Genomic DNA, 23,622 nt, shown 5'->3' on the forward strand with positions numbered 1-23,622 from the left:
CACAAAAATGAGCAGGCAGAATGGAAGCAGAAACCCTTGCCCTGGCGCAGGAGATTGATTTCTCCTTGTGGGCCCTTTTCGCGCGCGCCACGCTGACCGTCAAACTGGTGATGATCCTGTTGATCGTCGCGAGTTTCTGGTCCTGGTCGATCATCATTCAGAAAATCATCAACTACCGCAAGGCCCGGGTCGAGGCGGACAAGTTCGACCGGGCCTTCTGGTCAGGAGAGCCGCTCGATGGGTTGTTCGAACAGATCGGCACCGACCCGAGCGGCCAGTCCGAGAAAGTCTTTGCTGCCGGCATGATCGAGTGGCGACGCTCGCACAAGCCCACGGGCGAGATGATCATGGGCGCGCAGGCGCGGATTGACCGCAGCATGGATGTGGCCATCGCCAAGGAGGCTGAGGTCTTGCAGAAGGGTCTGCCGATCCTGGCCACCGTGGGGTCGACCGCGCCGTTTGTGGGGCTGTTTGGCACCGTTGTGGGCATCATGAACGCGTTCATCGAGATCGCCCAGCAGCAGCAAACCAACCTGGCAGTGGTTGCCCCCGGTATTGCCGAGGCGCTTTTGGCGACGGGCCTTGGCCTGCTGGCGGCGATCCCTGCGGTGGTGTTCTACAATAAACTGAGCGCCGACAGCGACCGGATCATTGCCAGCTACGAGGCCTTTGCCGACGAGTTTGCCACCATTCTCAGCCGCCAGTTGGACGCCTGAGCCATGGGAGCAGGTGTTGTAAAATCCACCCATGACGGGGGGTCGAGGCGTCGGCGCAGGGGCGGCCGCGCCCAGCCGATGAGCGAGATCAATGTCACGCCCTTTGTCGACGTGATGCTGGTGCTATTGATCATCTTCATGGTCGCCGCGCCGCTGATGACGGTGGGCGTTCCGGTAGAATTGCCGAAAACGGCGGCCAATGCGCTGCCCGCCGAGGCCGAGGAGCCGCTGACAGTGACGGTTACTGCGGATGGCAAGGTGCTGGTGCAAACCAGCGAAGTGCCGCGCGAGGAACTATTGGGCAAGCTGCGCGCGATTGCCGCCGAGCGGGCCAGTGACCGGGTGTTCCTGCGCGCCGATGGGGCCGTGCCTTACGCCGAGGTCGTGCAGGTGATGGGGGCGCTTAACCGCGGCGGGTTCTCAAATATCGGGCTGGTCACCGAGGGTGGCGGTCCGAAGCTGGACGAGACGCAGAACTAAGCGATCATGAACACGGGTCAGATCATATCAGGTGTTGGGCATCTGGGGCTGATTGGCTGGATGCTGTTCGGTGGCAATTTTGCCAGCGAGCCGTTGCCGTTTGATGTGACCGATGTCGAGGTGATCAGTTCGGCCGAGTTCGAGGCGATGCTGGCCGGGCAGAACGTGCCCGAGACGGTGACCGAGGTGGCGATGCCTGCCCCGCCCGTGCCGGATGCGCCGCCGACGCCTGATCTGAACTCAACACCGGACAATCCGCCGGAACAGGCCGAGCCGGAGGTGGCCGAAACGTCGCCCCCTGACGCGCCGCCAGACCCGGTAACACCCGCGCCCGAACCGGCAGACATTGCCGATCAGCCACCCGAGATCGCTCCGCCACCACAAGACGACGTTGCCGTTTTGGTGCCGCAGCAAAGCCCGAGGCCGCAGTCCCGGCCGGTTGAACGGTTGGCGCCGACACCGGTGGCGCGCCCGCCCGAACCCGAGATCGCCCCGGATCCGGTGGTGCGGGAAGAAACAAGTGATGAGCCGGCGGAAGAAACCCGGCCGGATGACGAAGCCACGGCCCCGCCCGAGGCCCAGACAGATCCGCAGCCTGAAGCGAATGACGAGGTGACCGCAGCGCCAACACGGTCCGTGCGACCCCAACTGCGTCCGCGTCGTCCGGCAGCGGAGCCGAGCGAGGACACGTCCAATGCAGTGAATGCGGCATTGGCCGCGCTTCAGAACGAGGACGCCCAGGGCGGGGAGCCGACCAATGCGCAGGCCGGCGCGGGCAGCGATCCGTTGACACAAGGCGAACGTGATGGGCTGATTGTCGCCATCAAGCAATGTTGGAATGTCGACCCTTACGCGGCATCTGGTAAGGTGACGGTTGTGGTCAAGGCCGAGTTGGACCGCGAGGGCAAGATTGCCGGGACGCCGAAATTCATCAGCGCCAGCGGCGGAGATCAGACCGCGACGAATGTGGCGTTTCGCAATGCGCGCTCGGCGCTGATTGAATGTGGCAGGCGGGGATTTGACCTGCCCGAGGAGAAGTACGAGCAATGGCGCGAGATCGAGATTACCTTCAATCCGGAAAAAATGAGGCTGGAATGATCATCAGGTGGGTATGTGCTGGGTTGGCTCTGTTTGCGGTGTGGTGTGTGCCACCCTATGCAGAGGCCGAACCGTTGCGGATCGAGATTACCGAAGGGGTGCAGGAGCCGATGCCCTATGCGGTGCCGGATTTCGTGGCGGAAAACGGTGCCGCGGCACAGGTGGCCCAGGACATTGCCCGGGTGATTGCCGATGATCTTGGCGGTACCGGCCTGTTCCGCGAAATCGGCAAGGCCGCCTATATCAGCCAGATCACCAGCTTCTCGTCGCCGGTGCAATTTGCGGATTGGAAGGCGATCAATGCGCGCGCGCTGATCACAGGTGCGGTGAGCGTGAACGGCAACAACGTGACGGTCAAGTTCCGGGTCTGGGATGTGTTTGCCGACGAAGAGCTTGGCAACGGACTGCAATTTTCCGGAACGATTGATGGGTGGCGACGGATGGGGCACAAGGTGGCCGACGCGGTGTATTCACGTATCACCGGCGAGGGCGGCTATTTCGACAGCCGGGTGGTGTTCGTTTCCGAAACCGGGCCAAAGAACGACCGCAAAAAACGGTTGGCCATCATGGATTATGACGGGGCCAATGTGCAGTACCTGACCGATAGTCGCTCGATTGTGTTGAACCCACGTTTCTCGCCCACCGGGGACCGGGTACTTTACACCAGTTTCGAGACGGGATTCCCGCGAATTTACTTGCTGGACGTGGCAAGTGTGGGACGCCGGGTGCTGCAGAGTCGGGAAGGGACGATGAGCTTCGGTTCGCGATTCAGCCCGAGCGGTGACAAAGTGGTGTTCTCGCTCGAAGCCGGGGGCAATACCGATTTGTACGAGATCGGCGTGTCGGGTGGAGGTGAGCGGCGGTTGACCTCGGCGCCGTCGATCGAGACCTCTCCCAGTTTTTCACCGGATGGCAGCCGGATCGTGTTTGAAAGTGACCGATCCGGGTCGCGGCAGCTCTATGTCATGCCCGCGAGTGGGGGAGAGGCGCAGCGGATCAGCTTTGGCCCCGGGAATTACGGCACTCCGGTGTGGTCACCGAGGGGAGATCTGATTGCGTTTACCAAGCAGCACAAGGGCCGGTTTCATATTGGCGTGATGCGTGTCGACGGGCAGGGTGAGCGGTTGTTGACGGCATCCTTCCTTGAGGAAGGGCCGACCTGGAGCCCGAATGGGCGGGTGATCATGTTCACCCGCGAAACCCAGGGCGCGCAGGGTAGCGCAAGCCTTTACATGGTCGATATCACCGGCCGTTCGCTGAAGAAGGTGCGCACGCCGGGCGGCGCATCGGACCCGAGCTGGTCACCGTTGCAGAAGTGAGAGACGGGCAACGCGCCGTCGGTCCGTGGGCTTCGGAAAAACACCTGTGGAGCGGGTAAAATGGGACAAATCGTCGAAACGACACTATCGTTCCAGTTCAATGACCCAAGGAGTGCCCGATGATACAGCGTTTGTTTCTTGCATGTGCCCTAGTTGCGGTTAGCACTGCGGCTGGAGCTTCTTGTGACGGCCCCGAGGTCAAACCCTCTGCTGCTGCATGGCAAGTTGAAGAAACCGACGATGGGTGGATTGCCCGATCGGAAGCTTATCCCGGGTTGGACGTACCGCTTCACATGGCATCTCCCAGTGTTCCGGAGCTTTACGAATTCGTCACACTGCCGCGCTATCAACACCGTATCGGCCTCCTGCAGTACTTTGCCGGAGAGCCGGGAACTTCGCATTTGGTCACATTGATCCACAACGCGATTCTGGACCTGGAGGCGGGTCGCGTAATCGGTGACGCGCCCTTCAGCGAAGATTGTGTTCCCACTGAATGGTCTTGGTCTGATGGCGAAGTCAGCGTCCAGTCATCCTATGGACATGAGGTCTTCGATTTGCGCTAGGTTGGCCTTGGCCGTGCGCAGGTCTGACTGTATATCCGGCGCGCCATGCGGACGTTACGCAACCCATTCAGACACCGGCGCGGCTGCATCGCTAAGCGATTGCGAGTGAATGTCGACCAGCGTTGGGCCGTCATGAGCGATCGCCTTGGCCAGCACGGTGCGAAGGTCGTCGGGGTCGCGGACGGTCCAGCTTTTGACGCCGAAAGCCGAGGCGACAGCGGCATGATCGGTGCGGTTGAAATCGACGTTGTAGTAACGTTCGTCAAAGCCCGCTTTTTGCCCGGCCTTGATCCAGGAAAAGGTCGAGTTTGAGAACACGATGCAGGTGATCGGCATGTGGTGGCGGACCATGGTTTCGAACTCGCCACAGGCGAAGCCGAAGCTGCCGTCGCCCATTACGGCAAGAGTTTTCACATCGGGGCGGCCGATATGGGCCCCCATGGCGGCGCCGATGGAATAGCCCAAGGCGCCGTGGGCGCGGTTGGTGATGAAATGGCGGCCATCGCGCGGCCAGCGGTAATAGCCTGAGAAATAGGGACAAGGGGTGCCCGGGTCAGCAACCACCACAGCATCGTCATCGAGCACTTTCATCAGCTCGGCCATCACCCGTTCGGGGCGGATCGGGGTGTCGCGGGAACTGGATAGAGCGCTAAATTGTTGTGCTTTGGCCGCCCAGGCGGCGGTGGCACGGGCCGCCCCGTTCTGCGGGGCGCATTGGCGGGTTTCAAGAGCATCGGCCAAGGCCTCGAGCGCGAGGCGGGCATCGGCGTTGATCGATACGGCGGTGTCGTAATTGGTGCCGGGCACGTTTGGATCACTGTCGATATGGAGGATGGTTGTGCCCTTGGCGGGCGAGGACCAGCGTTCGGTGGTGACGGACCCGGCTCGACAGCCAATAAAAAGAACGACATCAGCTGCATCAACCTCGGCCCGTGTCGCCGGGATGCCGCCGTTTGATCCGACCACGCCCAAGGCCAGCGGGTCGGTTTCGGCGATGCTGCCCTGGCCCGAGACCGTGGTGGCCACAGGCATATCAAGCGCGCGGGCGACGCGGGCCAGCGCCGCTTCAGCGCCCGATATCACGGGACCTCCACCGCAGATGGCGATTGCGTTTTTCGCGTTCGCAAGGATGGTGGCGGCCTCTTCGATGGCCTGTGCATCCGGGGACTGACGTTCTGCCGGGAAATGGGTGTGGGCGGCGTTGGCGTGAATCTCGTCACTTTCGACCGGGGCTTTTTGGGTGTCAAACGGCAGGCACAGGTGGACGGCGCCGGGGGTGCCGGTTGTCATCTGCCTGAAGGCCTCGCGCACCACGGACGGCAGTTGCGAAGCGTCGTCGAGCGAGGCGTTCCACTTGGTCAGAGGTTTGAACAGCGCCGGTTGGTCCAATTCGGTCAAGGGGTATTTGCCGCGCGAGGTGGTGGCCACGTCCGAAGTGATCGCCAGGATCGGGATCGAACTCTCGCTGGCCTCGACCACGCCGGGCAGAATGTAGGTGGCACCGCCGCCCGAGGGCCCTTCGCAAACACCGGGGCGACCGGTCACGCGGGCATAGCCGTCGGCCATATAGGCGGCGTGGCGTTCATCGCGGGTCAGGAAATGGGTGATGCCATGATCGAGCGTTGCCATCGCGTCGTAAAACGGCAGGGTGGTGTCACCGCAGAGGCCAAAGATGTGGCGCACGCCGTAGGCTTCGAGCATGCGAACAAGGGCTTCGCCGCCAGTGAGTTGGTTGGTTTTCGCCTCGGACATGGTGCTTCCCCGTATCGAATCTGATCGTTGTATTTTTACCTGTATACAGCTTTGCATATTGATTTCAAGTTCTGAACATGGCAGGGATCGGGACAGGCGAACGAAGGTATGTGACATGAGCGAAACCCGCGTTGACGATATTTTCCAGAGGCTCAAGGCCAAGGCGGTGTCGTTCGAGTTGCGCCCCGGAGACCGGATTAACGAGGGGGCGCTGGCGCGTGAACTTGGGGTCAGCCGCACGCCATTGCGCGAGGCACTGAACCGGTTGGTGGCCGAGAAGTTCTTTGATTTTCGTCCGGGGACCGGGTTTTTCTGCCGCCCGCTGGAGGCGCAGGAGATTTATGACCTGTTCGAGTTGCGCCGGGTGCTGGAAATGGCTGCGGCGCGGATGGCGGTGGAGCGGGCCAGCGACGAGGATATCGCGACGCTGAAGGACCGGCTTTATGCCGAAGGGCTGGAGACATTGGGGCTGAGCGTGGCCGAGGCCTGTGCCCGTGACGAGGCGTTCCATGTTGGGATTGCCGAGTTGAGTGGCAATGCGCAGCTAGTGGCGCAATTGGTCGGGATCAACGAGCGCATCCGCTTCATCCGCTGGATCGAAATGAGCGCGCGGATCAAACGCTCGAAGAACCAGCACATGCAGATCATGGAGGCGCTGGAGAAGCGCAATGCCAACAAGGCAGCGCGGCTCTTGGGCGAGCATATCGAGAAGCGGATGGATCAGATATTGGCCTCGGTCCGGCAGGGGATTGCCAGCATCTATGTCGATGGCGGCGAGGTGTTGCAGGATCGGGTGCTTGAGGAGGAAGGGGCATGAAAGCGCAAGGCGGCAAGTCGATCTATGGCGCGTCGGTCGGCATATTGATGCTGGATGCGCGGTTTCCGAGGATTCCCGGCGACATGGGCAATGCGTTGACCTGGCCGTTTCCGGTGCACTACCGGATCGTGCGCGATGCCTCGCCCGACCGTGTGGTGCGCAAGGGTGGGGCGGGGACGCTGGATGATTTCATTGCCGCCGCGCGGGCGCTGGAGGCCGATGGGGTGGACGGGATCACCACCAATTGCGGCTTCCTCGCGCTGTTCCAGGATGAGCTGGCAGAGGCGGTGAATGTGCCGGTGGTGACGTCGTCCCTGATGCAGGTCGAGCAGGTCAACCGGGTGCTGCCCAAGGGCAAACGGGCCGGGGTGCTGACGATTTCGAGCTCGTCGTTGACGGATGAGCATTTGCGCAAGGCACGGGTGCCCGAGGGCACGCCGATCGGCACGACCGAGGGCGGGCAGGAGTTTACCCGGGCGATCCTCGACAATGAGCTGGAGCTGGACGTGGAGCTGGCGCGGCAGGACAACGTTGAGGCGGCGCTGGAGTTGCAGAAGAACAATCCCGAGCTGGGCGCGATCGTGTTGGAATGCACCAACATGACACCCTATGCGGCGGATATTCAGGTGGCGACGGAGTTGCCGGTGTTTTCCATCGTGTCGCTTATCGCGTGGTTCCAGGCAGGGCTGGCGCCCGGGCGGTATCTGTAGCTTGTTCTTGGCAACGCAGGACGGTATGCCCTTACACGCTCTTTCTGGAAAGGGCGGCTGCGACAAGGACCTGATGTCATGAGAATTGCCTATACGATGGCCAACCGGCAGGGCGGCACCGACATGCTGCTTCATGAACTGTCCGAGATTGCGGCCGCGCGTGGGATCAAGGCCTGCGGTTTGGTTCAGATCAACACAGAATGCGCCGATGGCGGAAAATGCGACATGGACGTGCAGGTGCTGCCCAAGGGCCGGGTGATCCGGATTTCGCAATCGCTGGGCCGCGAGGCTCGGGGATGCCGTTTGGACAGCCAGGCGCTGGAAGAGGCGGTGGGGCTGGTGACGGTCGAGCTGGAGAGCGGGGCCGATCTGATGATCATCAACAAGTTCGGCAAGGCCGAGGCCGAGGGGCGGGGACTGCGGCCCGTGATTGCCGAGGCGCTGGGCATGGACGTGCCGGTGGTGGTCGGACTGAATGCGGCCAACGAGGCTGCATTCGAGGAATTTTCCGGTGGGCTGGCCGAGAAGCTGGAGCCGGAGATTTCGGTGCTGACGGACTGGGTTGGCAAGGCCGGCGCGTAATTCGCCCGCGTAACATGGGCCCGCGTGTGGCCTACGCGTGGCCTAACCGAGACGTCAGTTTCCGAGGATGCCCGGCAAGCGCAATCCATGGTCGCGAGCGCAGTCGATTGCGACTTCATACCCTGCATCGGCATGACGCCAGACGCCAGAGGCCGGGTCATTCCAGAGCACGCGCTCCAAACGTTTCGCGGCCTCGGGCGTGCCATCGGCGACAATCACCACGCCTGCGTGCTGCGAAAACCCCATGCCGACGCCGCCGCCATGGTGCAGGCTGACCCATGTGGCGCCTGAGGCAGTGTTGACGAGCGCGTTCAGCAGCGGCCAGTCCGACACGGCGTCGGAGCCGTCTTTCATGGCTTCGGTTTCGCGGTTGGGGCTGGCGACGGATCCGCTGTCCAGATGGTCACGTCCGATGACAATGGGGGCCTTAAGCTCTCCACTGGCCACCATTTCATTGAACATCAGGCCGGCCTTGTGGCGCTCACCCAACCCGATCCAGCAGATGCGGGCGGGCAGGCCCTGGAAGCTGATCCGTTCGCGGGCCATGTCGAGCCACTGGTGCAGGTGTTGGTTTTCCGGGAAGAGCTTCTTCATCGCTTCGTCGGTTTTGTAGATATCCTCCGGGTCGCCAGAGAGGGCGCACCAGCGAAACGGTCCAATGCCCTTGCAAAACAAGGGGCGGATATAGGCAGGGACGAAACCAGGGAAGGCAAACGCGTTCTCAAGCCCCTCTTCGAGGGCGACCTGACGGATGTTGTTGCCGTAATCAAGTGTCGGCACGCCATCGTTCCAGAAGTCGACCATCGCCTGCACGTGGGTCTTCATCGAGGCGCGAGCGGCTGTTTCGACGGATTTGGGGTCACTTTCACGGGCGGCGGCGGCCTGCGCGAGAGTCCATCCCTGCGGCAGGTAGCCGTTGAGCGGATCGTGCGCCGATGTCTGATCGGTGACGATGTCGGGGCGCAACCCGCCTGCCTTCATCCTGCGATGGATTTCGGGGAAGACGTCGGCGGCATTGCCCAGAAGGCCGACGGATTTGGCCTCGCCCGTCTTGGTCCATGTCGCGATCAGGTCGAGGGCTTCGTCCAAAGTGCGGGCCTTTTCATCGACATAGCCGGTGCGCAAGCGGAAATCTATGCGGCTCTCGTCACATTCGACAGCAAGACAGCAGGCCCCGGCAAAGACCGCCGCAAGCGGTTGCGCCCCGCCCATGCCACCAAGCCCGCCGGTGAGAATCCAGCGCCCCGTGAGGTCTCCGCCATAATGCTGGCGGCCTGCTTCGGCAAAGGTCTCGTAAGTGCCCTGAACGATGCCTTGGGTTCCGATATAGATCCATGATCCGGCAGTCATCTGGCCGTACATCATCAGCCCGTTTTTATCGAGCTCGTTGAAGTGGTCCCAGTTTGCCCAGTGCGGAACGATGTTGGAATTTGCGATCAACACGCGCGGCGCATCCGCATGGGTGCGGACGATGGCCACGGGTTTACCGGATTGAACGACAAGGGTTTCGTCGGCCTCAAGATCACGCAGACCGGCGACGATGCGGTCGAAATCCTCCCATGTGCGGGCGGCGCGGCCGATGCCGCCATAGACCACCAATTCGTGCGGATTTTCGGCGACGTCGGGGTGCAGGTTGTTCATCAGCATCCGCATCGGCGCCTCGGTCAACCAGGACTTGGCAGTGATCTCGGTACCGGTGGGGGGGAAGACGTCGCGGATGTTGTGGCGGGGATCGGTCATGTGGGCCTCCAGCGGATCAGGGTTTCGAGGATGGTTTTCAGGTGCGCGCGCAGGGCGGTGGCGCGGGTGTCGTCATAGGTCCAGGGCGGGGATTCCTGCATGTAGGTCGACTGTGCCAGTTCCATCTGGATGGCGTGGACGCCGTTTACCGGAACGCCATGGTGGCGCGTGGTCCAACCGCCCTTGAATCTGCCATTGTAGACGGAGGTAAACCCCGTGGCCCCGGCGCAGACATTGGCGACGGCCTGTTCGATACGCGCGTGGCAGGAGCGGCCAAGGTCGGTGCCGATGTTGAAATCGGGCAGGGTGCCTTTGAACAGGAAAGGAATGTGCGAGCGGATCGAATGACAGTCGTAAAGGATCGCAATGCCGTAGAGCGATTTGACCCGGGCAAGTTCGGCGCGGATGGCGTCGTGGTAGGGGGTGTGGAACTGGTCGCGACGGCGGGTGATTTCGACCTCATCGGGCTCGCGGCCCGAAAGGTAGATCGGATTGCCGTCGAAATCGGTGAGCGGACAGAGCGTGGTGGTGTTCTGATCCGGGTAAAGACTGACGCCAGCTGGATCGCGATTTGCGTCGATGACATAGCGATGCACCGGCGTGCGGATGGTGGTGATGTTCTCCACCAAGCCGTCGTAGAGCCGGTCGATATGCCAGTCGGTGTCGGCCAGGGCATGGCCGTTATCGTTGAAGTTGGCCATGATCTCTGGAGGAACATACGTTCCGGTATGGGGCAGACCAAGGATCAGGGGGCTGGTGCCTCGGGTGACCTCGATCATGGGTTGAGTTCCACGTTGGCGGCCTCGGCTAGTGCGCCCGATACAATCAAGTGTGCCGCCTTTTCGAGGTCGGGGGCAAGGAAACGGTCCTGCTCCAGAGGCGAGACATCGGCACGCAAACGGTCGAGAGCCGCTTTCAGTGGGGACGAGGTGGTGAGTGGGGCGCGGGCCTCGATCCCTTGGGCGGCACATAGGGCTTCGACCCCGAGGATGGTGGAGAGGTTGATCCCCATGCGCTCAAGGCGGCGGGCGGCGTGGGCGGCCATGGAGACGTGATCTTCCTGATTGGCCGAGGTCGGGGTGCTATCGGTCGAGCAGGGGTTAGCGAGGTGTTTGTTCTCGCTCATCAGCGCCGCCGTCGTGACCTCGGCGATCATAAGGCCCGAGTTGAGGCCGGGATCGGGGGTCAGGAAGGGCGGCAGGTCATGCGAAAGCGCCGGGTCGACCATAAGCGCGACGCGGCGCTGGGCGATGGCACCGATTTCGCTGAGCGCCAAAGCGATCTGATCGGCGGCGAAGGCGACCGGTTCGGCGTGGAAATTGCCGCCCGAGAGGATGGCGCCATCTGCGGAGATGACGAGGGGATTGTCGGTGACGGCGTTGGCCTCGATTTCCAAAGTCTGGCCTGCAAAGCGCAGGAGGTCGAGCGCCGCGCCGGTCACTTGTGGGGCGCAGCGGATGCAATAGGGATCCTGCACGCGGGTGTCATCGTCGCGGTGGCTTTCGCGGATTTCGCTGCCGGACATCAGGGCGCGCATTGCCGAGGCAGTATCGATCTGGCCGCGATGGCCGCGCAGGTCATGAATTTCGGCGCGCAGGGGGGCGGTGGACCCCATGATGGCATCGGTTGAAAGCGAAGCCGTCACCAGACTGGCGCGCAGGAGGTGGCAGGCGTTGAACAGGCCGGTGAGGGCCAGCGCGGTTGAGAATTGCGTGCCATTGATCAGGGCGAGCCCTTCTTTGGCGCCAAGGGTGATCGGGGTGAGGCCTGCGCGGGACAGGGCCTCGGACCCCGCCAGGGTTTCGCCTTGATAGAGCGCCTGGCCTTCGCCGATCATCACAGCGGCCATATGGGCCAGCGGGGCAAGATCGCCCGAGGCGCCGACCGAGCCTTGTTCAGGGATCACCGGCGTTAGGTTTGCGTACAGCATGGCCTCGATCTGGAGACAGATTTGCCAGCGCACGCCGGAAGCGCCGCGCCCCAGGGACAGGAGTTTCAGGGCCATCATCAGGCGGGTTGTGGCGGGGTCGAGCGGTTGCCCGACGCCGCAGCAGTGGCTGAGGATCAGGTTGCGTTGAAGTTGTGCGGTTTGGTCGGGCGGGATTTTCACCGAAGCGAGTTTGCCGAAACCGGTGTTGACACCATAGACCGGGGTATTGCCCTGGGCGGCCTGTTCCACGATCTGGGCGGCGGCCTCAACCTGCGGTTTGCAGGCGGGGTCGAGGGAGATCTTGGCGCTTCCGCGCCAGATTTGTTCAAGTTGTTTGAGGTCAGCAGTGCCGGGAGTGAGGATCATAGGGTGCCCTCGTGGATGCGTTGGTGCAGCGGATTAAAGCCGAAACGATAGGAGAGCTCGGCCGGGTGTTCGACGTTCCAGATGGCAAGGTCGGCACGCTGGCCCGGGGTGATGGTGCCGCGATCGGTAAGGCCAAGGGCAAGGGCGGCGTTTCTTGTGGTGCTTCCAAGGGCCTCGGCAGGGGTGAGGCCAAACAAGGTGCAGCCCATGTTCATTGCCAAGAGGAGCGAGCCCATGGGGGAAGAGCCGGGGTTCCAGTCGGTGGCAAGCGCTATCGGGACGTCATGGTGGCGCAAGGCATCGACCGGCGGCATTTGCGTCTCGTGCAGGGTGTAGAAGGCGCCGGGCAGAAGGACTGCGACGGTGCCTGCGCCGGCCATGGCGGCTGCGTCGCTTTCGTTGGCATATTCGATGTGATCGGCTGAGAGGGCGTTGTATTTGGCTGCCAGCGCGGTTCCGCCAAGATGCGAGAGTTGCTCGGCGTGGAGCTTGACCGGCAGGTCGAGGGCGCGCGCGCGATCGAATACGCGGGCGATCTGGGCGGGGGTGAAGGCGATGCCCTCGCAGAAGCCGTCGACGGCATCGACCAGACCTTCGCCGTGGGCAGCGTCAAGCGCGGGCAGGCAGATCGTGTCGATATAGGTGTCCGCATCCATGCCCGCGGGCACGGCATGAGCGCCGAGGAAGGTCGTTTTCACAGTGATCGCGCGGGCCTGTTCCAAGGCGCGGGCGGCGCGGAGCATGTTCAACTCTGTTTCGAGATCAAGACCGTATCCGGATTTGATTTCGACGGTGGAGACGCCTTCGCCGATCAGGGCGTCGATGCGGGGCAGGGCTGTGGCGATCAGGTCGTCAAGGCTGGCATCACGGGTGGCCGTAACGGTGGAAATGATGCCGCCTCCGGCACGGGCAATGTCCTCGTAACTTGCGCCTTCCAGACGCATTTCGAATTCGCGGGCGCGGTGGCCGCCATGGACGATATGGGTGTGGCAGTCGATCAGCGCGGGGGTAACAAGGCGGCCCTCATGCGGATGATGCGGCAGGGCAAGGTGATCGGCCGGACAGCCCGAAAGGGGGCCAACCCAAAGGATTTTTCCGTCGCCGACGGCAATGGCCGCGTCGGGGATCAGTCCATAGGCGTTGTCATCGCCTTGCATTGTTGCGGCGGTAAGGCCGGTGAGGAGGGCGGCACCTTGCATGCGAGAATCCTTGATAAAGTGCGTGCATAATATTATTATGTAGCTACTTAATATTGTCAACTTGGAGATGATGAGGCAGTGCCGATGCAAATCCTTCATGCAGGACAAGCGCTTACCCCGGGTGGGTGGCAGCGGGACGTGGAAATTCACATCGGTGATGATGGGCGAATCGCGTCAGTGGCGGGGCAGAAGGGCGTGGCCGACGTTCGGGTGGATTTAGCGCTGCCTGCGCCGGTAAACCTGCATTCGCACACGTTTCAACGGGCGATGGCGGGGCTGACCGAGTCGCGGGGACCTGATGCGCGTGACAGTTTCTGGACCTGGCGGACGTTGATGTACCGCTTCCTTGAGAGGCTGACCCCGGAGCATGTAGAGGCAATTGCGGCGCAGGTGTTCATGGAATCGCTGGAGGCCGGGTATGGTGGCGTGGCCGAGTTTCATTACCTGCATCACGGGCCAGGCGGGGTAGCCTATGACAATGCGGCCGAGATGGCCGACCGGGTGGTGGCGGCAGCGGAAGAGGCTGGAATCGGGCTGACCCTGTTGCCGGTGCTTTACGAGCGGGGTGGCTGCGACGGGCGGGCGCTGGAAGGCGGTCAGCTGCGGTTCGGCAATGATCTTGAGCGATATGGCGCGGTGCTTGAGGGCACTGCGTTGCGCCGTGCGGATGATCGCATGGGGGTGGCCCCGCATTCATTGCGGGCCGTGCGTGCTGAAAGCCTGACGGTGGTGTCGGACATGGTGCCCGAGGGACCGGTACATATCCACTTGGCCGAGCAGGTGGCCGAGGTGGAAGAGGTTCTGTCCCATACCGGGGCGCGTCCGGTCGAGTGGTTGTTGGGCAATGCACAGGTGGATCGGCGATGGTGCGCGGTACATGCAACCCAGATGACGGATACTGAACTGGTGGGGCTGGCCGAGAGTGGTGCAGTGGCCGGATTGTGCCCGATTACCGAGGCTAACCTCGGGGACGGGATGTTTCCGGGGGCCAATTTTTTGCGCGCCGGGGGGCGGTTCGGCGTTGGATCGGATTCAAACGTGCATGTGACGCTGTTCGGAGAGTTGTCGATGCTGGAGTATTCGCAGCGTTTGCGCGACCGGGGCCGGGCGGTTCTGGCAGATGAACGGTCAACCGGGCGGGTGCTGTTTGAAGAAGTCGCGCGTGGCGGAGCGCAGGCGGCGGCGCGCGGCTCCGGCGGACTGGCGGTCGGGCAGGTGGCCGACATTTTGGGGGTTGAGAGCGATAATGAGTTTCTGTGTGGGCGCGGCGGGGACGCTGCGCTGGATACGCTGATCTTTGGCGGACGCGGGCGCGAGTGCATTCGCGAGGTCTGGAGTGCTGGGCGGCATGTGGTCAAGGGTGGGCGGCATCTGACCCGTGGCGCGATCGTGCAGCGATTCCGGGGAGTAATGGACGAACTGGGGCAGGGGATATGACCATAACAAAGCGGCGGTCCTGGCAGGATGTACGGGACGAAATCCATGGCTGGATCCTGGATGGGCAGATGGCCCCGGGTGACCGGTTCGAACGCGACGAGGATATCGCCACGCGGTTGGGTTGTTCGCGGGCCACTGTGCAACGGGCGATGGGCGATCTGGCCGAGCGCGGCGTGGTCGAGCGGCGGCGCAAGGGGGGGACGCGGGTGCGTCCCGATCCGGTGACACGCGCGACCTTTGACATTCCGATTGCACGCCATGAGGTCGAAGCGCGCGGCGGGGTCTATGGCTATCAGTTGATCCAGGCGGCGTTGGAAAAGACGCCGCGTCCGGTGGCGGCGGCCTTGGATTTAAGGGCGCCGGTTGAAATGCTGCGGGTGGAGGCGCTGCACCTGATGGATGGGCGGGTGTTTCTTTACGAAGATCGCTGGGTGTTCACCCGGACCGTGCCCGAGATATTGACCGTCGATCTGAGTGCTGAGAGTGCCAACGAATGGTTGGTTCATAACAAGCCCTACAGCGCCTGTGATCTGCATTTCTCGGCCCAGGCGGCGGATGGCTACCTGGCCGGGATCATGGGGGTTGAGGCGGGGGCGGCGCTGTTCGTTCTGAACCGGACGACATGGAGCGGGGATGCACCAATCACCACGGTGAAGGCGGTGCATATGCCGGGGTACCGGATGGTGACGCGGGTTTGAACCTGTGCTTTCGGGTGTGAAGCGGGCTTTACTGCGCATTGCGTCAATGGTCGCTCTACGGGGCGCAGCAGACTTTCGATGCATGCCCGGCTATTCGGGCCAGCCCTAAGCCGACGAGGTGGCAAGTCTTGTTTCAGAACAATTACAACCGTTCCCAGTTCCCGTCAGAAACCGTTATCACTCACCTGCCGGCACCCCGGCGGCTTCCAGCGCCGCGTGGTAACGTGTGCGATACTCCGGATGACGTGACCGTGGAAGAGCTTTTACGCCTCCACGACTGCGTTCCGGTCCATGGCCAAGTGACGCTCGACGCGGAAATAGTTACAGCAGGCTTCTTCAAGGCCGGAACACGCGCCACACCTCTCGCGCCAAACGCCGTCATGATGCGTTCACCGGATACGAACACGCATCTCTGCTTTCTTTACGATGCGTTCGGAGACTTGGAAGTCACTGCCATCCTGACGCCCGCGACAAGCCCATTTGCCACGCTCAAGTGAGGACGGAGCCACCGGAATAGATCTCGAACGAAAAGGTCGGCCAGATGCCTTGCATGATATCCGACCGGCCTTTTCAAGGTCCGCCGGCTTGTTTGTACAATTCGGCAGGCAGCCGGGTCGTACCTTGGCATTTCGTCAAGAAGTTGAGCCTTGGAAGAACGGTTGTTGATGCAAATTGATCGCTCAGAACAGGACGCTGCGAATTTCCTCACATGGTAGAATACGTTCTTACCGGCCCTTCGCTTCAATTGTGGCAAATGTCGGCTTTTGGCCAGTCCACCGCTTGGTCGACGTGCATTGGGGGAGGTCAGAACGTGGGGGGGGTGCAGGCGCTGATCACCACACATTTCTCAGGACCGACCTGGCGGAAGCGGTGGGGCGTGCGGCTGTCGAAGTAATAGGCATCGCCGGGGCCGAGCACCTTGCGTTGATCTCCCACGGTGACCTCGACACGGCCCGAGACGACGATGCCGCCTTCCTCGGCCTCGTGGCCATAGAGGTTGCGCCCGGTATCGGCGCCGATGTCGTAGGTTTCGTACAGGATCATCATCGCGCGACCAAAGAGGTTGGTGCCGATCTGTCTGAACGAGAGTTTGCCCTTGGCAATCTCGGTCAACTCTTCGGCGGCGTAGAAGACCTGTTTCTCGGCTTCGGGTTCAAAGGCGAAGAACTCGGACATGGCGACCGGGATGCCGTCGAGGATGCGTTTCAGGGCACCGACGGAGGGGTTCATCTTGCCCGCCTCGATCAGCGAGATCGTCGAATTGGTGACCTCGGCCCGTTTGGCCAGGGCACGTTGCGATAGCCCCGCGCGGTCGCGCAGGAGGCGCAGGCGCAGGCCGATATCGAGACCGGGGCTGTCTGGGCTGTTTGACATGTTCAGTATCCGCAACAAAATGTTTCCCTATCGTGATATTTCAGGAGGTTGACGGGTGCAAGAAACAGCCTGTTTTGCAAATGTGAATCACCGTAGGGTTATTTGATCAAATGTTTGGCGTCGCGGGATGCGTCGCCCCAGGGGAGAGACCACCATGACAAATGCCGAGATTGGAAAACGCCGCGAAGCCGCCGTGGCCCAGGGTGTGGGCGTGCAGACCGGGATCTATGCCGAACGGGCGTTGAATTCCGAGGTCTGGGATGTCGAGGGCAATCGATACATAGACTTTGCCGCCGGGATCGCCGTGGTCAATACCGGGCATTGCCATCCCAAGGTGATGGACGCGGTGCAGAAGCAGGTGAGCAATTTCACCCATACCTGTCACCAGGTGATGCCCTATGAAAACTATGTCCGGCTGGCCGAGCGGTTGAACGAGAAGGTTCCGGGCGATTTCGAAAAGAAGACGATCTTTGTCACCACCGGTGCCGAAGCGGTGGAAAACGCCATCAAGATTGCCCGCGCGGCAACGGGCCGCCCGGCGGTGATTGCCTTTGGCGGGGCGTTCCATGGCCGCACCTTCATGGGGATGAGCCTGACCGGCAAGGTCGCGCCCTACAAGAAGGGCTTTGGCGCGATGATGCCGGATGTCTATCACGTTCCCTTCCCGGTCGAGTTGCATGGCTCGTCGGTCGAGGAGGCATTGGGTGCGCTGACAAAGCTGTTCAAAGCTGATCTCGACCCCGAGCGGGTGGCCGCGATCATCCTGGAACCAGTGCAGGGTGAGGGCGGTTTCTATCCCGCGCCGGCGGCCCTGATGAGCGGGGTGCGCGCGCTCTGCAATGAATATGGCATCGTGATGATCGCCGACGAGGTGCAGACCGGGTTTGCCCGCACCGGCAACCTGTTTGCGATGGAGGGCTATGACGTGAGCGCCGACATCACCACCATGGCCAAGGGTCTGGCCGGGGGGCTGCCGCTGGCGGCTGTCACGGGGCGCGCCGGCCTGATGGACGCCGCAGCGCCGGGTGGTCTGGGTGGCACCTATGGCGGCAACCCGCTTGGGATTGCGGCGGCTAACGCGGTACTGGACGTGATCGAGGAAGAAGACCTTTGCGCGCGCGCCAACGAGTTGGGGTCGCGGTTGAAGCAACGGTTGGAATCGATCCGGGCCAAGACACCAGAGATGGTGGATATTCGCGGCCCCGGCTTCATGGTAGCGGCGGAATTCAACACCGCCGACGGGTCGGCACCAAACCCGGACATGGCCAATGCGATCCGCGCCGAGGCGTTGGAACGCGGACTGGTTTTGCTGACCTGCGGGGTTTACGGCAACGTGATCCGCTTCCTGGCGCCGATCACGGTGCAGGACGAGGTGTTTGCCGAGGCGATGGACATCCTGGAAGCCTCGATCGAGGCGGTGAAGGCGCGGGGTTGAGTTTCGAATTGGCTGTGCCAATCCGACCGGCCGGGGGGCCAGCCCCCCGGACCCCCCGGGGATATTTATAGCAAGAGGAAGACAGCGGCTGGGTTCGAATTGAACCGGTGAGGTCTAGGTGACAGACTTCCTAAGATCGTCGGTCGCGAGTTGGTCGTGGAGCCCGATACAGACAATTCCCGTTGCGCACGTGCCTGTAGCCGGATCGGCCTGCCAGCGTTTTCCGACCACCTGAATGAGCCATGATCTTTTGTCCTTGCCAGTGACATGGCCCTTGGCGCGGATGATGCCATAGCCCCCGGCGGCGAGGGTTTTGGCGAGGGCCTGGGCATCGACCGGGGTTGAGGGGGTCAAAACGAAGCTGTCGAACAGGGCATCGGAGTGGGGGGATTTGTGGCCTGTGCCGGGGGTGGTGACCGCGCCGAAAATGGTTTCGGGAGCGACCTGGCCGAAACGGGCTGGAAGCTGGGCCGCGCCGGGGGCCATAGTGGCTAGCCATTGGAGCAGGTCCGAGGCGGTTGCCTCGTCCACCAGGTCGAGCTTGTTGATCACCACGATTTCTGCGTCGGCCAACTGGCGGGTGATGGTATCGCCGATGTAATCGTCGCGAGCCGCCTTGCGGACGGTTTCGGCGTCAACCACAACGATGGTGCCGTCCGGGCGCACGCCATCAAGCAATGCGACCGAGGCGGTGATTGCGCCGGGGATGGCCACGCCCGAGCTTTCGATGATCACGTAATCGGGGCGGGGCTGCATTTGTGACAGATCGCGCAGCGCGGCGAGAAGATCATTGCCGAACGAACAGCAAACGCAACCGCCGGCAATGGAGATCAGGCCGTCCTCTTCCGCCTCGATCAGGTCGGCGTCGATCGGCAGTTCGCCGAACTCGTTGACCAGGATTGCCAGCCGTCGGCCATCGGCGTGGCGCAGGAGGTGATTGAGCAGCGTGGTCTTGCCCGAGCCGAGATAGCCACCGATGGTGATGGCCGGAAGAGGATCGCTCATAGGTCTGACGCGGCGAAGATGCGGCCGCCCTGAACCGTGCCCCAGACAGCAATATCCTTGAGCGCCATCGGGTCGAGCGCTGTCGGATCATCTTCGAGCACGGCAAAATCGGCCTTCTTGCCAACCTCGATCGAGCCGACCTCGCTATCCATGTGCAGGGTATAGGCGGCGCCGAGGGTGATGGCCTGAAGCGCCTGGTCGACGGTGATTTTCTCGCCTTCGCCCTGGGTGCGCCCAGAGGCGGTGATGCGATTGACGGCGGCCCATGCTGTGAAGAGCGGGCCAAGCGGCGTGACGGGTGCGTCGGAGTGGATGGCCATGGGTACGCCCGTGTCCAGCGCGGTGCGGCAGGCGTTCATCCGTTCGGCACGTTCCGGGCCGACGGTCAGGCGGTAATGTTCATCGCCCCAGTAGAAATGGTGGTTGGCAAAGAGGTTCACGCACATGTCGAGCGTCTTCATCTTGCGGAACTGGGCGGCATCGGCCAGTTGGCAATGTTGCAGGACAAACCGGTGATCCGGGCTCGGGTTGGCCTTGAGGGCAGGTTCCAGCATGTCGAGCGCCATTTGCGTGGCCTGATCGCCATTCGTATGCGTATGGACCTGCACTCCGGCGGCCAGTGCGCGCTTGTAGAGGTCAAGCATCTGCTCGGGTGGGGTATACCAGAGGCCGTTCGGGGAGCCGTTGTGATAGCCGGGCCAGCGCATCCGGGCCGAGAAACCCTGGATTGAACCATCGGCCACGGCCTTGATCCGACCAAGGCGCAGGCGTTCGGTGGATTTCTCTTTCAGCTCAAGTACGTAGGCGACGATTTCTTCGGCGCTCATCCCGAAAAAGACGCGCAGAGGGACGATGATGGCGGGATAGCTGTCTTCGCCGGTCACGCGCAGCATCATCGACACCGAGTCATCGGTTAGGCGCGCGGCAAGGTCGGTGCAGGTGGTCACGCCCGAGCGGACGCAAAGCTTGCCGTAATCACGCAAGCCCCGTTCATCGCAATCGGTCATCGCGCGGTCAAAGCCGACATGTTCGCCGACAGGGGTCATGGCGTCGGGGCCGTAAAGTTCGCCGGTTGGCAAGCCATCGTCGCCCAGGGGAATGCCCTGGTGATTGACGCCGGTTTTTAGAAGGCCGGCCAGCTCAAGTGCCTTGGAATTGACGTTGAGAATATGGCCCGAGGCATGCAGTACGCCGATGGGGCGGGCGGTGGACACTTGATCGAGGTGGTGGCGGTTGACACGTTCATTGTTCATGTAGATCGGATCAAGCGACCATCCTGAAAGCGGCGCATCCGGGTCCGACAGTTCGGAATCGGCCTCTTTCAGGCGTTCCAGAACCGCGTCGATTGTCTTCAGGCCGGACCACATCTTGCCATCAGGGTCCATCCGATCAAACCAGCCGACATAGGTGTTGCGCCACAGGGTGCCCTCCATAGTGTGGGCGTGGCCCTCGACAAAGCCGGGCATCAGAACCTTATCGGCAAAACGGTCGTCCAAGGTGTAGTCCCCCCAGGGTTCCAGGTCCGACAGCGCGCCAGCACCAAGGATGCGGCCATCGCGCACGGCGACATGGCTGACCACCGGCTGATTTGGGTTCATGGTTAGGATTTTGCGGGCAGAATAGATAACGGTATCTGTCATGGGGGTCCCCGAGCTAGGCTATCCGATCAAGCTAGGGCGGTTTCAATTCCCTGAAAAATGGATTTAACTGGCTAATAACCTCGGATTTATGATGGAGGCCCGGGTTTATTGAATTTCACGCTAAAGCAATTGCGCTATATCGAGGCCGCGGGGCGGCTGGGTTCGATCGCGCGGGCGGCGGAAGAGATGAACATCTCTCAAAGCTCGATCACGGCTGCGATTGATGCTCTGGAGCAGGGCTTGGATTACGATATTTTCGTGCGCACTCCGGCCAAGGGGATTCAGGCCACGCCATCGGGGGCCGAGACGCTGACCCTGATCCGCAGTTTCATTGACCAGTCGCGCCATTTCGAGACAGAGATGCAATCTGTGGGCGGGGATGCGGCCGGATTGGTGCGGATTGCGTGTTACGCCACTGCGGCACCGTCTTTCCTGCCGCCGATCTTGCAGGCCATCACCGAAGAGTTCCCGGGGATTTCAATCAAGCTTTTGGAAGGTAACATGGATCGCATCACCGAGTTTCTGTTCGATGGCGAAGCGGATCTTGTGTTCACCTACGAGGAAACAATTGACCAGAGACAGCATTTTGAACCGCTGTTCGAGGCACCCGCCTATGCCTTGATCTCGGTCCGCGACCCGTTGGCAGCGCAGGACAGTGTGAGCATGGCCCAACTGGCCGAGCGGCCGATGGTGTTGCTGGATCTGCCAAGAACGCGCGAATATTTTATCAGCATGTTCACGGATAAGGGGCTGGATGCCAATGTGGCCCATACCACTCGGTCATCAGAGATTTGCCGGACATTGGTGGCCAGTGGATTCGGGTATTCGATTCTCAATATCCACCCCCCTGAACACTTGGGGGCAGACGCACCATACCGGGCCGTTGCCATTCGTGACGGTGGCGCCGCGCCCGTGTTTGGCATTGCGACTTTGGCCGGAGCAAGACCACCCAAAACGGTGCGCGCGTTTCTGGACAGTTGCCTGCGCCTGAGTGCGGCAAATGCGTTTTCCGGGATAACCGTTCCCTTGCCGGCCAGCTAAAACCCACATAAAATAGTGAAACTGATCTTATTTAATCTGTTTTCTGACGGAACGACTCTGCGCTAGGCTTCCTCTCAATAACAAAAAACAAGAAATCCATTCTGGGAGGAATGACATGAAACACATGTTCAAGGGCCTTGTGGCCGCGACCGCGCTTGCGTCGGTTTTGGCGACAGGGGTGGTGGCCGAAGAGCCAAAGCGCGGCGGTACGCTGCTGACCGTGCTGGGCACCAATGTTCGGAACCTAAATCCGGCTGTGCAGTCGGGGATTGTTACGGGCTATCCAGGGGCACAGCTTTTTGCCGCGCCTCTGCGTTATGACGACAGCTGGACGCCGCAACCTTACCTGGCCGAAAGCTGGGAAGTGAGCGACGATGGGCTGAGCGTGACCCTAAATCTGGTCAAGAACGCCACGTTTCATGATGGCCAGCCGATCACATCGAAGGACGTGGCGTTCTCGGTCGAAGTAATCAAGGCAAACCACCCGTTCAAGGCGATGTTTGCCCCGGTTGAAACCGTGGAGACGCCGGACGACCACACCGCCATTCTGAAGCTCAGCAAACCGCACCCGGCGCTGATGCTGGCGATGTCGGGCCAGCTGATGGCGATCATTCCGCAGCATATTTACGGTGATGTGGCGATCAACGAGGTCAAGACCCACCCGCGCAACAACGAGAACGTGATCGGGTCCGGCCCGTTCAAGCTTGTCGAGTTCAAGAATGGTGAGCATGTGATCATGGAACGCCATGAAGGGTTCTTTATGGAGGGACGCCCCTATCTCGACAAGATCGTGATGCGGATCATCTCGGACCCGGCGGCACGTGCGATTGCATATGAAAACGGCGAGCTGCACATGGGCGCGTTTGAATCGCTGCCACGGATCATCAACCGATTGAAGAAGGTCGATAGCCTGACCGTGACTCCCGAAGGTTATGGCGGGATCGGTCCGCTGGACTGGCTGGCGATGAACACCACCAAGGGGCCGCTCAAGGATGTGCGCGTGCGCAAGGCGATTGCCTATGCGGTGGACAAGAAGTTTATCATGAATGCGCTGATGCAGGGCACGGCCAACGAAAGCCGCACCGGCATTCACCCTGACAGCCCGTTCTACAATGCGGATGTCGAAGCCTACGAGGTTGATCTGGACAAGGCCAACGCACTTCTGGACGAGGCGGGTTTCCCGATGGAGGGTGGCAAACGCTTTGGTCTGACCATTGATTTTGGCTGGCCGGGCGTGAAACCGCAGGTCGAGTATGTCAAGGCGGCGCTCAAGAAGGTGGGTATCGAGGTCGAGGTCCGTTCAAGCGCCGATTTCCCGACCTGGGCCAAGCGCATGGGCACGATGGATTTCGACATGAGCTGGGACACCGTGTTTAACTGGGGTGACCCGGTGATCGGGGTGCACCGGACCTACGATTCGACCAATATCGCCAAGGGCGTGTGGTCAAACACCCAGGGCTATGCCAATGCCCGCGTCGACGAACTGGCGGCGATGGCTGCGGTTGAGAACGACCCGGAGAAACGCAAGGCGCTTTATGCTGAGTTCCAGGCGATCATCGCCGATGAGCTGCCGGTCTATCACGTCAACACGTTGCCGTATCACACGGTCTATTCCGACAAGGTCGGAAACCCGCCTCTGGGCATCTGGTCGACTTCGTCACCGATCGACATGGTCTATCTGAAAGACTGATGACCTGAGACAAGAGCAAGGTCTGCGGCG

At 61.7% G+C, this 23,622-nt stretch carries 22 protein-coding genes; 14 read left to right on the forward strand and 8 right to left on the reverse strand.

Annotated elements, in window-relative coordinates:
* The first annotated feature begins 20 nt into the window (after nucleotides 1–20).
* The 5 genes from tolQ (at nucleotide 21) to RXV86_RS00425 (ending at nucleotide 4,176) form a co-directional block, all read left to right on the forward strand.
* The gene (gene tolQ, locus RXV86_RS00405) at nucleotides 21–716 is read left to right on the forward strand and encodes a protein TolQ (protein WP_316296826.1); all 696 of its coding nucleotides are present in this window, start codon (nucleotides 21–23) and stop codon (nucleotides 714–716) included.
* Nucleotides 717–719: 3 nt separating this feature from the next.
* Entirely contained in the window at nucleotides 720–1,196 is a 477-nt protein-coding gene (tolR, locus tag RXV86_RS00410; RefSeq protein WP_316296827.1) for a protein TolR, read from the forward strand.
* 6 nt (nucleotides 1,197–1,202) lie between these two features.
* Nucleotides 1,203–2,294 carry an energy transducer TonB gene (locus RXV86_RS00415; protein WP_316296828.1) on the forward strand — a complete coding sequence of 364 codons (1,092 nt, stop codon included), beginning with the start codon at nucleotides 1,203–1,205 and terminating at the stop codon, nucleotides 2,292–2,294.
* Nucleotides 2,291–3,613: a Tol-Pal system beta propeller repeat protein TolB gene (gene tolB, locus RXV86_RS00420; protein WP_316296829.1), complete on the forward strand. Its 1,323-nt coding sequence runs from the start codon at nucleotides 2,291–2,293 to the stop codon at nucleotides 3,611–3,613. The genes RXV86_RS00415 and tolB overlap by 4 nt, the downstream gene beginning before the upstream one ends.
* A gap of 119 nt (nucleotides 3,614–3,732) precedes the next feature.
* Nucleotides 3,733–4,176 (forward strand): hypothetical protein, encoded by a 444-nt coding sequence (locus tag RXV86_RS00425; protein ID WP_316296830.1) that lies wholly within the window; start codon nucleotides 3,733–3,735, stop codon nucleotides 4,174–4,176.
* 54 nt (nucleotides 4,177–4,230) lie between these two features.
* Here the strand turns inward: RXV86_RS00425 and RXV86_RS00430 are convergent, their stop codons facing one another.
* Nucleotides 4,231–5,928: a thiamine pyrophosphate-binding protein gene (locus RXV86_RS00430; protein WP_316296831.1), complete on the reverse strand. Its 1,698-nt coding sequence runs from the start codon at nucleotides 5,926–5,928 to the stop codon at nucleotides 4,231–4,233.
* Nucleotides 5,929–6,043: 115 nt separating this feature from the next.
* Between RXV86_RS00430 and RXV86_RS00435 the strand changes: the two genes are divergently transcribed.
* From RXV86_RS00435 to RXV86_RS00445, 3 genes are all read left to right on the forward strand, one after another.
* Nucleotides 6,044–6,745, forward strand: coding sequence for a GntR family transcriptional regulator (locus tag RXV86_RS00435; RefSeq protein WP_316296832.1), 702 nt, complete (start codon nucleotides 6,044–6,046; stop codon nucleotides 6,743–6,745).
* Entirely contained in the window at nucleotides 6,742–7,455 is a 714-nt protein-coding gene (locus RXV86_RS00440; RefSeq protein ID WP_316296833.1) for an aspartate/glutamate racemase family protein, read from the forward strand. Before RXV86_RS00435 ends, RXV86_RS00440 begins: the two co-directional genes overlap by 4 nt.
* Nucleotides 7,456–7,533: 78 nt before the next feature.
* On the forward strand, nucleotides 7,534–8,037 hold the full coding sequence (locus RXV86_RS00445; protein ID WP_316296834.1) for a DUF2478 domain-containing protein: 504 nt from the start codon (nucleotides 7,534–7,536) through the stop codon (nucleotides 8,035–8,037).
* Nucleotides 8,038–8,091: 54 nt separating this feature from the next.
* Here the strand turns inward: RXV86_RS00445 and hutU are convergent, their stop codons facing one another.
* The 4 genes from hutU to hutI are packed head-to-tail and all read right to left on the reverse strand — an operon-like array spanning nucleotide 8,092 to nucleotide 13,272.
* Nucleotides 8,092–9,777, reverse strand: coding sequence for a urocanate hydratase (hutU, locus tag RXV86_RS00450; protein ID WP_316296835.1), 1,686 nt, complete (start codon nucleotides 9,775–9,777; stop codon nucleotides 8,092–8,094).
* Nucleotides 9,774–10,556 carry an N-formylglutamate deformylase gene (gene hutG / locus RXV86_RS00455; RefSeq protein WP_316296836.1) on the reverse strand — a complete coding sequence of 261 codons (783 nt, stop codon included), beginning with the start codon at nucleotides 10,554–10,556 and terminating at the stop codon, nucleotides 9,774–9,776. Before hutG ends, hutU begins: the two co-directional genes overlap by 4 nt.
* Entirely contained in the window at nucleotides 10,553–12,073 is a 1,521-nt protein-coding gene (gene hutH, locus RXV86_RS00460) for a histidine ammonia-lyase (RefSeq protein WP_316296837.1), read from the reverse strand. The genes hutG and hutH overlap by 4 nt, the downstream gene beginning before the upstream one ends.
* The gene (gene hutI / locus RXV86_RS00465) at nucleotides 12,070–13,272 is read right to left on the reverse strand and encodes an imidazolonepropionase (RefSeq protein WP_316296838.1); all 1,203 of its coding nucleotides are present in this window, start codon (nucleotides 13,270–13,272) and stop codon (nucleotides 12,070–12,072) included. The genes hutH and hutI overlap by 4 nt, the downstream gene beginning before the upstream one ends.
* An 84-nt stretch (nucleotides 13,273–13,356) precedes the next feature.
* Here hutI and RXV86_RS00470 point away from each other — a divergent pair, with 84 nt between their 5' ends.
* The 3 genes from RXV86_RS00470 to RXV86_RS00480 all read left to right on the forward strand — a co-directional run bounded on the left by RXV86_RS00470 (nucleotide 13,357) and on the right by RXV86_RS00480 (nucleotide 15,904).
* The gene (locus RXV86_RS00470) at nucleotides 13,357–14,709 is read left to right on the forward strand and encodes a formimidoylglutamate deiminase (RefSeq protein WP_316296839.1); all 1,353 of its coding nucleotides are present in this window, start codon (nucleotides 13,357–13,359) and stop codon (nucleotides 14,707–14,709) included.
* Nucleotides 14,706–15,407 (forward strand): GntR family transcriptional regulator, encoded by a 702-nt coding sequence (locus tag RXV86_RS00475; protein WP_316296840.1) that lies wholly within the window; start codon nucleotides 14,706–14,708, stop codon nucleotides 15,405–15,407. Before RXV86_RS00470 ends, RXV86_RS00475 begins: the two co-directional genes overlap by 4 nt.
* 128 nt (nucleotides 15,408–15,535) lie before the next feature.
* The gene (locus tag RXV86_RS00480) at nucleotides 15,536–15,904 is read left to right on the forward strand and encodes a hypothetical protein (RefSeq protein WP_316296841.1); all 369 of its coding nucleotides are present in this window, start codon (nucleotides 15,536–15,538) and stop codon (nucleotides 15,902–15,904) included.
* Nucleotides 15,905–16,211: 307 nt separating this feature from the next.
* On the opposite strand, the gene RXV86_RS00485 is transcribed toward RXV86_RS00480, so the two are convergent.
* Complete coding sequence (locus tag RXV86_RS00485) at nucleotides 16,212–16,781, reverse strand: cupin domain-containing protein (protein ID WP_316296842.1); 570 nt, start codon at nucleotides 16,779–16,781, stop codon at nucleotides 16,212–16,214.
* Nucleotides 16,782–16,935: 154 nt separating this feature from the next.
* Here RXV86_RS00485 and RXV86_RS00490 point away from each other — a divergent pair, with 154 nt between their 5' ends.
* Complete coding sequence (locus tag RXV86_RS00490; RefSeq protein ID WP_316296843.1) at nucleotides 16,936–18,216, forward strand: 4-aminobutyrate--2-oxoglutarate transaminase; 1,281 nt, start codon at nucleotides 16,936–16,938, stop codon at nucleotides 18,214–18,216.
* 114 nt (nucleotides 18,217–18,330) lie between these two features.
* On the opposite strand, the gene RXV86_RS00495 is transcribed toward RXV86_RS00490, so the two are convergent.
* Together RXV86_RS00495 and RXV86_RS00500 are read right to left on the reverse strand one after the other, a co-directional pair.
* Entirely contained in the window at nucleotides 18,331–19,221 is an 891-nt protein-coding gene (locus RXV86_RS00495) for a GTP-binding protein (protein WP_316296844.1), read from the reverse strand.
* Nucleotides 19,218–20,861, reverse strand: a complete 1,644-nt coding sequence (locus RXV86_RS00500) for an amidohydrolase (protein ID WP_316296845.1) — start codon at nucleotides 20,859–20,861, stop codon at nucleotides 19,218–19,220. The genes RXV86_RS00495 and RXV86_RS00500 overlap by 4 nt, the downstream gene beginning before the upstream one ends.
* A gap of 108 nt (nucleotides 20,862–20,969) precedes the next feature.
* Between RXV86_RS00500 and RXV86_RS00505 the strand changes: the two genes are divergently transcribed.
* Together RXV86_RS00505 and RXV86_RS00510 are read left to right on the forward strand one after the other, a co-directional pair.
* Nucleotides 20,970–21,902, forward strand: coding sequence for a LysR family transcriptional regulator (locus RXV86_RS00505; protein ID WP_316296846.1), 933 nt, complete (start codon nucleotides 20,970–20,972; stop codon nucleotides 21,900–21,902).
* Nucleotides 21,903–22,017: 115 nt separating this feature from the next.
* Nucleotides 22,018–23,592 (forward strand): ABC transporter substrate-binding protein, encoded by a 1,575-nt coding sequence (locus RXV86_RS00510; protein ID WP_316296847.1) that lies wholly within the window; start codon nucleotides 22,018–22,020, stop codon nucleotides 23,590–23,592.
* Nucleotides 23,593–23,622: the final 30 nt, after the last annotated feature.

This window comes from Aliisedimentitalea sp. MJ-SS2 (assembly GCF_032586155.1).
In the GTDB taxonomy this organism is placed as follows: Bacteria; Pseudomonadota; Alphaproteobacteria; order Rhodobacterales; family Rhodobacteraceae; genus JAWHTC01.

Bases quoted from the DNA above. Each gene is read 5' to 3' on its own strand.
- tolQ (WP_316296826.1), top strand. From the start codon at position 21: ATGGAAGCAGAAACCCTTGCCCTGGCGCAGGAGATTGATTTCTCCTTG.
- tolR (WP_316296827.1), top strand. From the start codon at position 720: ATGGGAGCAGGTGTTGTAAAATCCACCCATGACGGGGGGTCGAGGCGT.
- RXV86_RS00415 (WP_316296828.1), top strand. From the start codon at position 1,203: ATGAACACGGGTCAGATCATATCAGGTGTTGGGCATCTGGGGCTGATT.
- tolB (WP_316296829.1), top strand. From the start codon at position 2,291: ATGATCATCAGGTGGGTATGTGCTGGGTTGGCTCTGTTTGCGGTGTGG.
- RXV86_RS00425 (WP_316296830.1), top strand. From the start codon at position 3,733: ATGATACAGCGTTTGTTTCTTGCATGTGCCCTAGTTGCGGTTAGCACT.
- RXV86_RS00430 (WP_316296831.1), bottom strand. From the start codon at position 5,928: ATGTCCGAGGCGAAAACCAACCAACTCACTGGCGGCGAAGCCCTTGTT.
- RXV86_RS00435 (WP_316296832.1), top strand. From the start codon at position 6,044: ATGAGCGAAACCCGCGTTGACGATATTTTCCAGAGGCTCAAGGCCAAG.
- RXV86_RS00440 (WP_316296833.1), top strand. From the start codon at position 6,742: ATGAAAGCGCAAGGCGGCAAGTCGATCTATGGCGCGTCGGTCGGCATA.
- RXV86_RS00445 (WP_316296834.1), top strand. From the start codon at position 7,534: ATGAGAATTGCCTATACGATGGCCAACCGGCAGGGCGGCACCGACATG.
- hutU (WP_316296835.1), bottom strand. From the start codon at position 9,777: ATGACCGATCCCCGCCACAACATCCGCGACGTCTTCCCCCCCACCGGT.
- hutG (WP_316296836.1), bottom strand. From the start codon at position 10,556: ATGATCGAGGTCACCCGAGGCACCAGCCCCCTGATCCTTGGTCTGCCC.
- hutH (WP_316296837.1), bottom strand. From the start codon at position 12,073: ATGATCCTCACTCCCGGCACTGCTGACCTCAAACAACTTGAACAAATC.
- hutI (WP_316296838.1), bottom strand. From the start codon at position 13,272: ATGCAAGGTGCCGCCCTCCTCACCGGCCTTACCGCCGCAACAATGCAA.
- RXV86_RS00470 (WP_316296839.1), top strand. From the start codon at position 13,357: ATGCAAATCCTTCATGCAGGACAAGCGCTTACCCCGGGTGGGTGGCAG.
- RXV86_RS00475 (WP_316296840.1), top strand. From the start codon at position 14,706: ATGACCATAACAAAGCGGCGGTCCTGGCAGGATGTACGGGACGAAATC.
- RXV86_RS00485 (WP_316296842.1), bottom strand. From the start codon at position 16,781: ATGTCAAACAGCCCAGACAGCCCCGGTCTCGATATCGGCCTGCGCCTG.
- RXV86_RS00490 (WP_316296843.1), top strand. From the start codon at position 16,936: ATGACAAATGCCGAGATTGGAAAACGCCGCGAAGCCGCCGTGGCCCAG.
- RXV86_RS00495 (WP_316296844.1), bottom strand. From the start codon at position 19,221: ATGAGCGATCCTCTTCCGGCCATCACCATCGGTGGCTATCTCGGCTCG.
- RXV86_RS00500 (WP_316296845.1), bottom strand. From the start codon at position 20,861: ATGACAGATACCGTTATCTATTCTGCCCGCAAAATCCTAACCATGAAC.
- RXV86_RS00510 (WP_316296847.1), top strand. From the start codon at position 22,018: ATGAAACACATGTTCAAGGGCCTTGTGGCCGCGACCGCGCTTGCGTCG.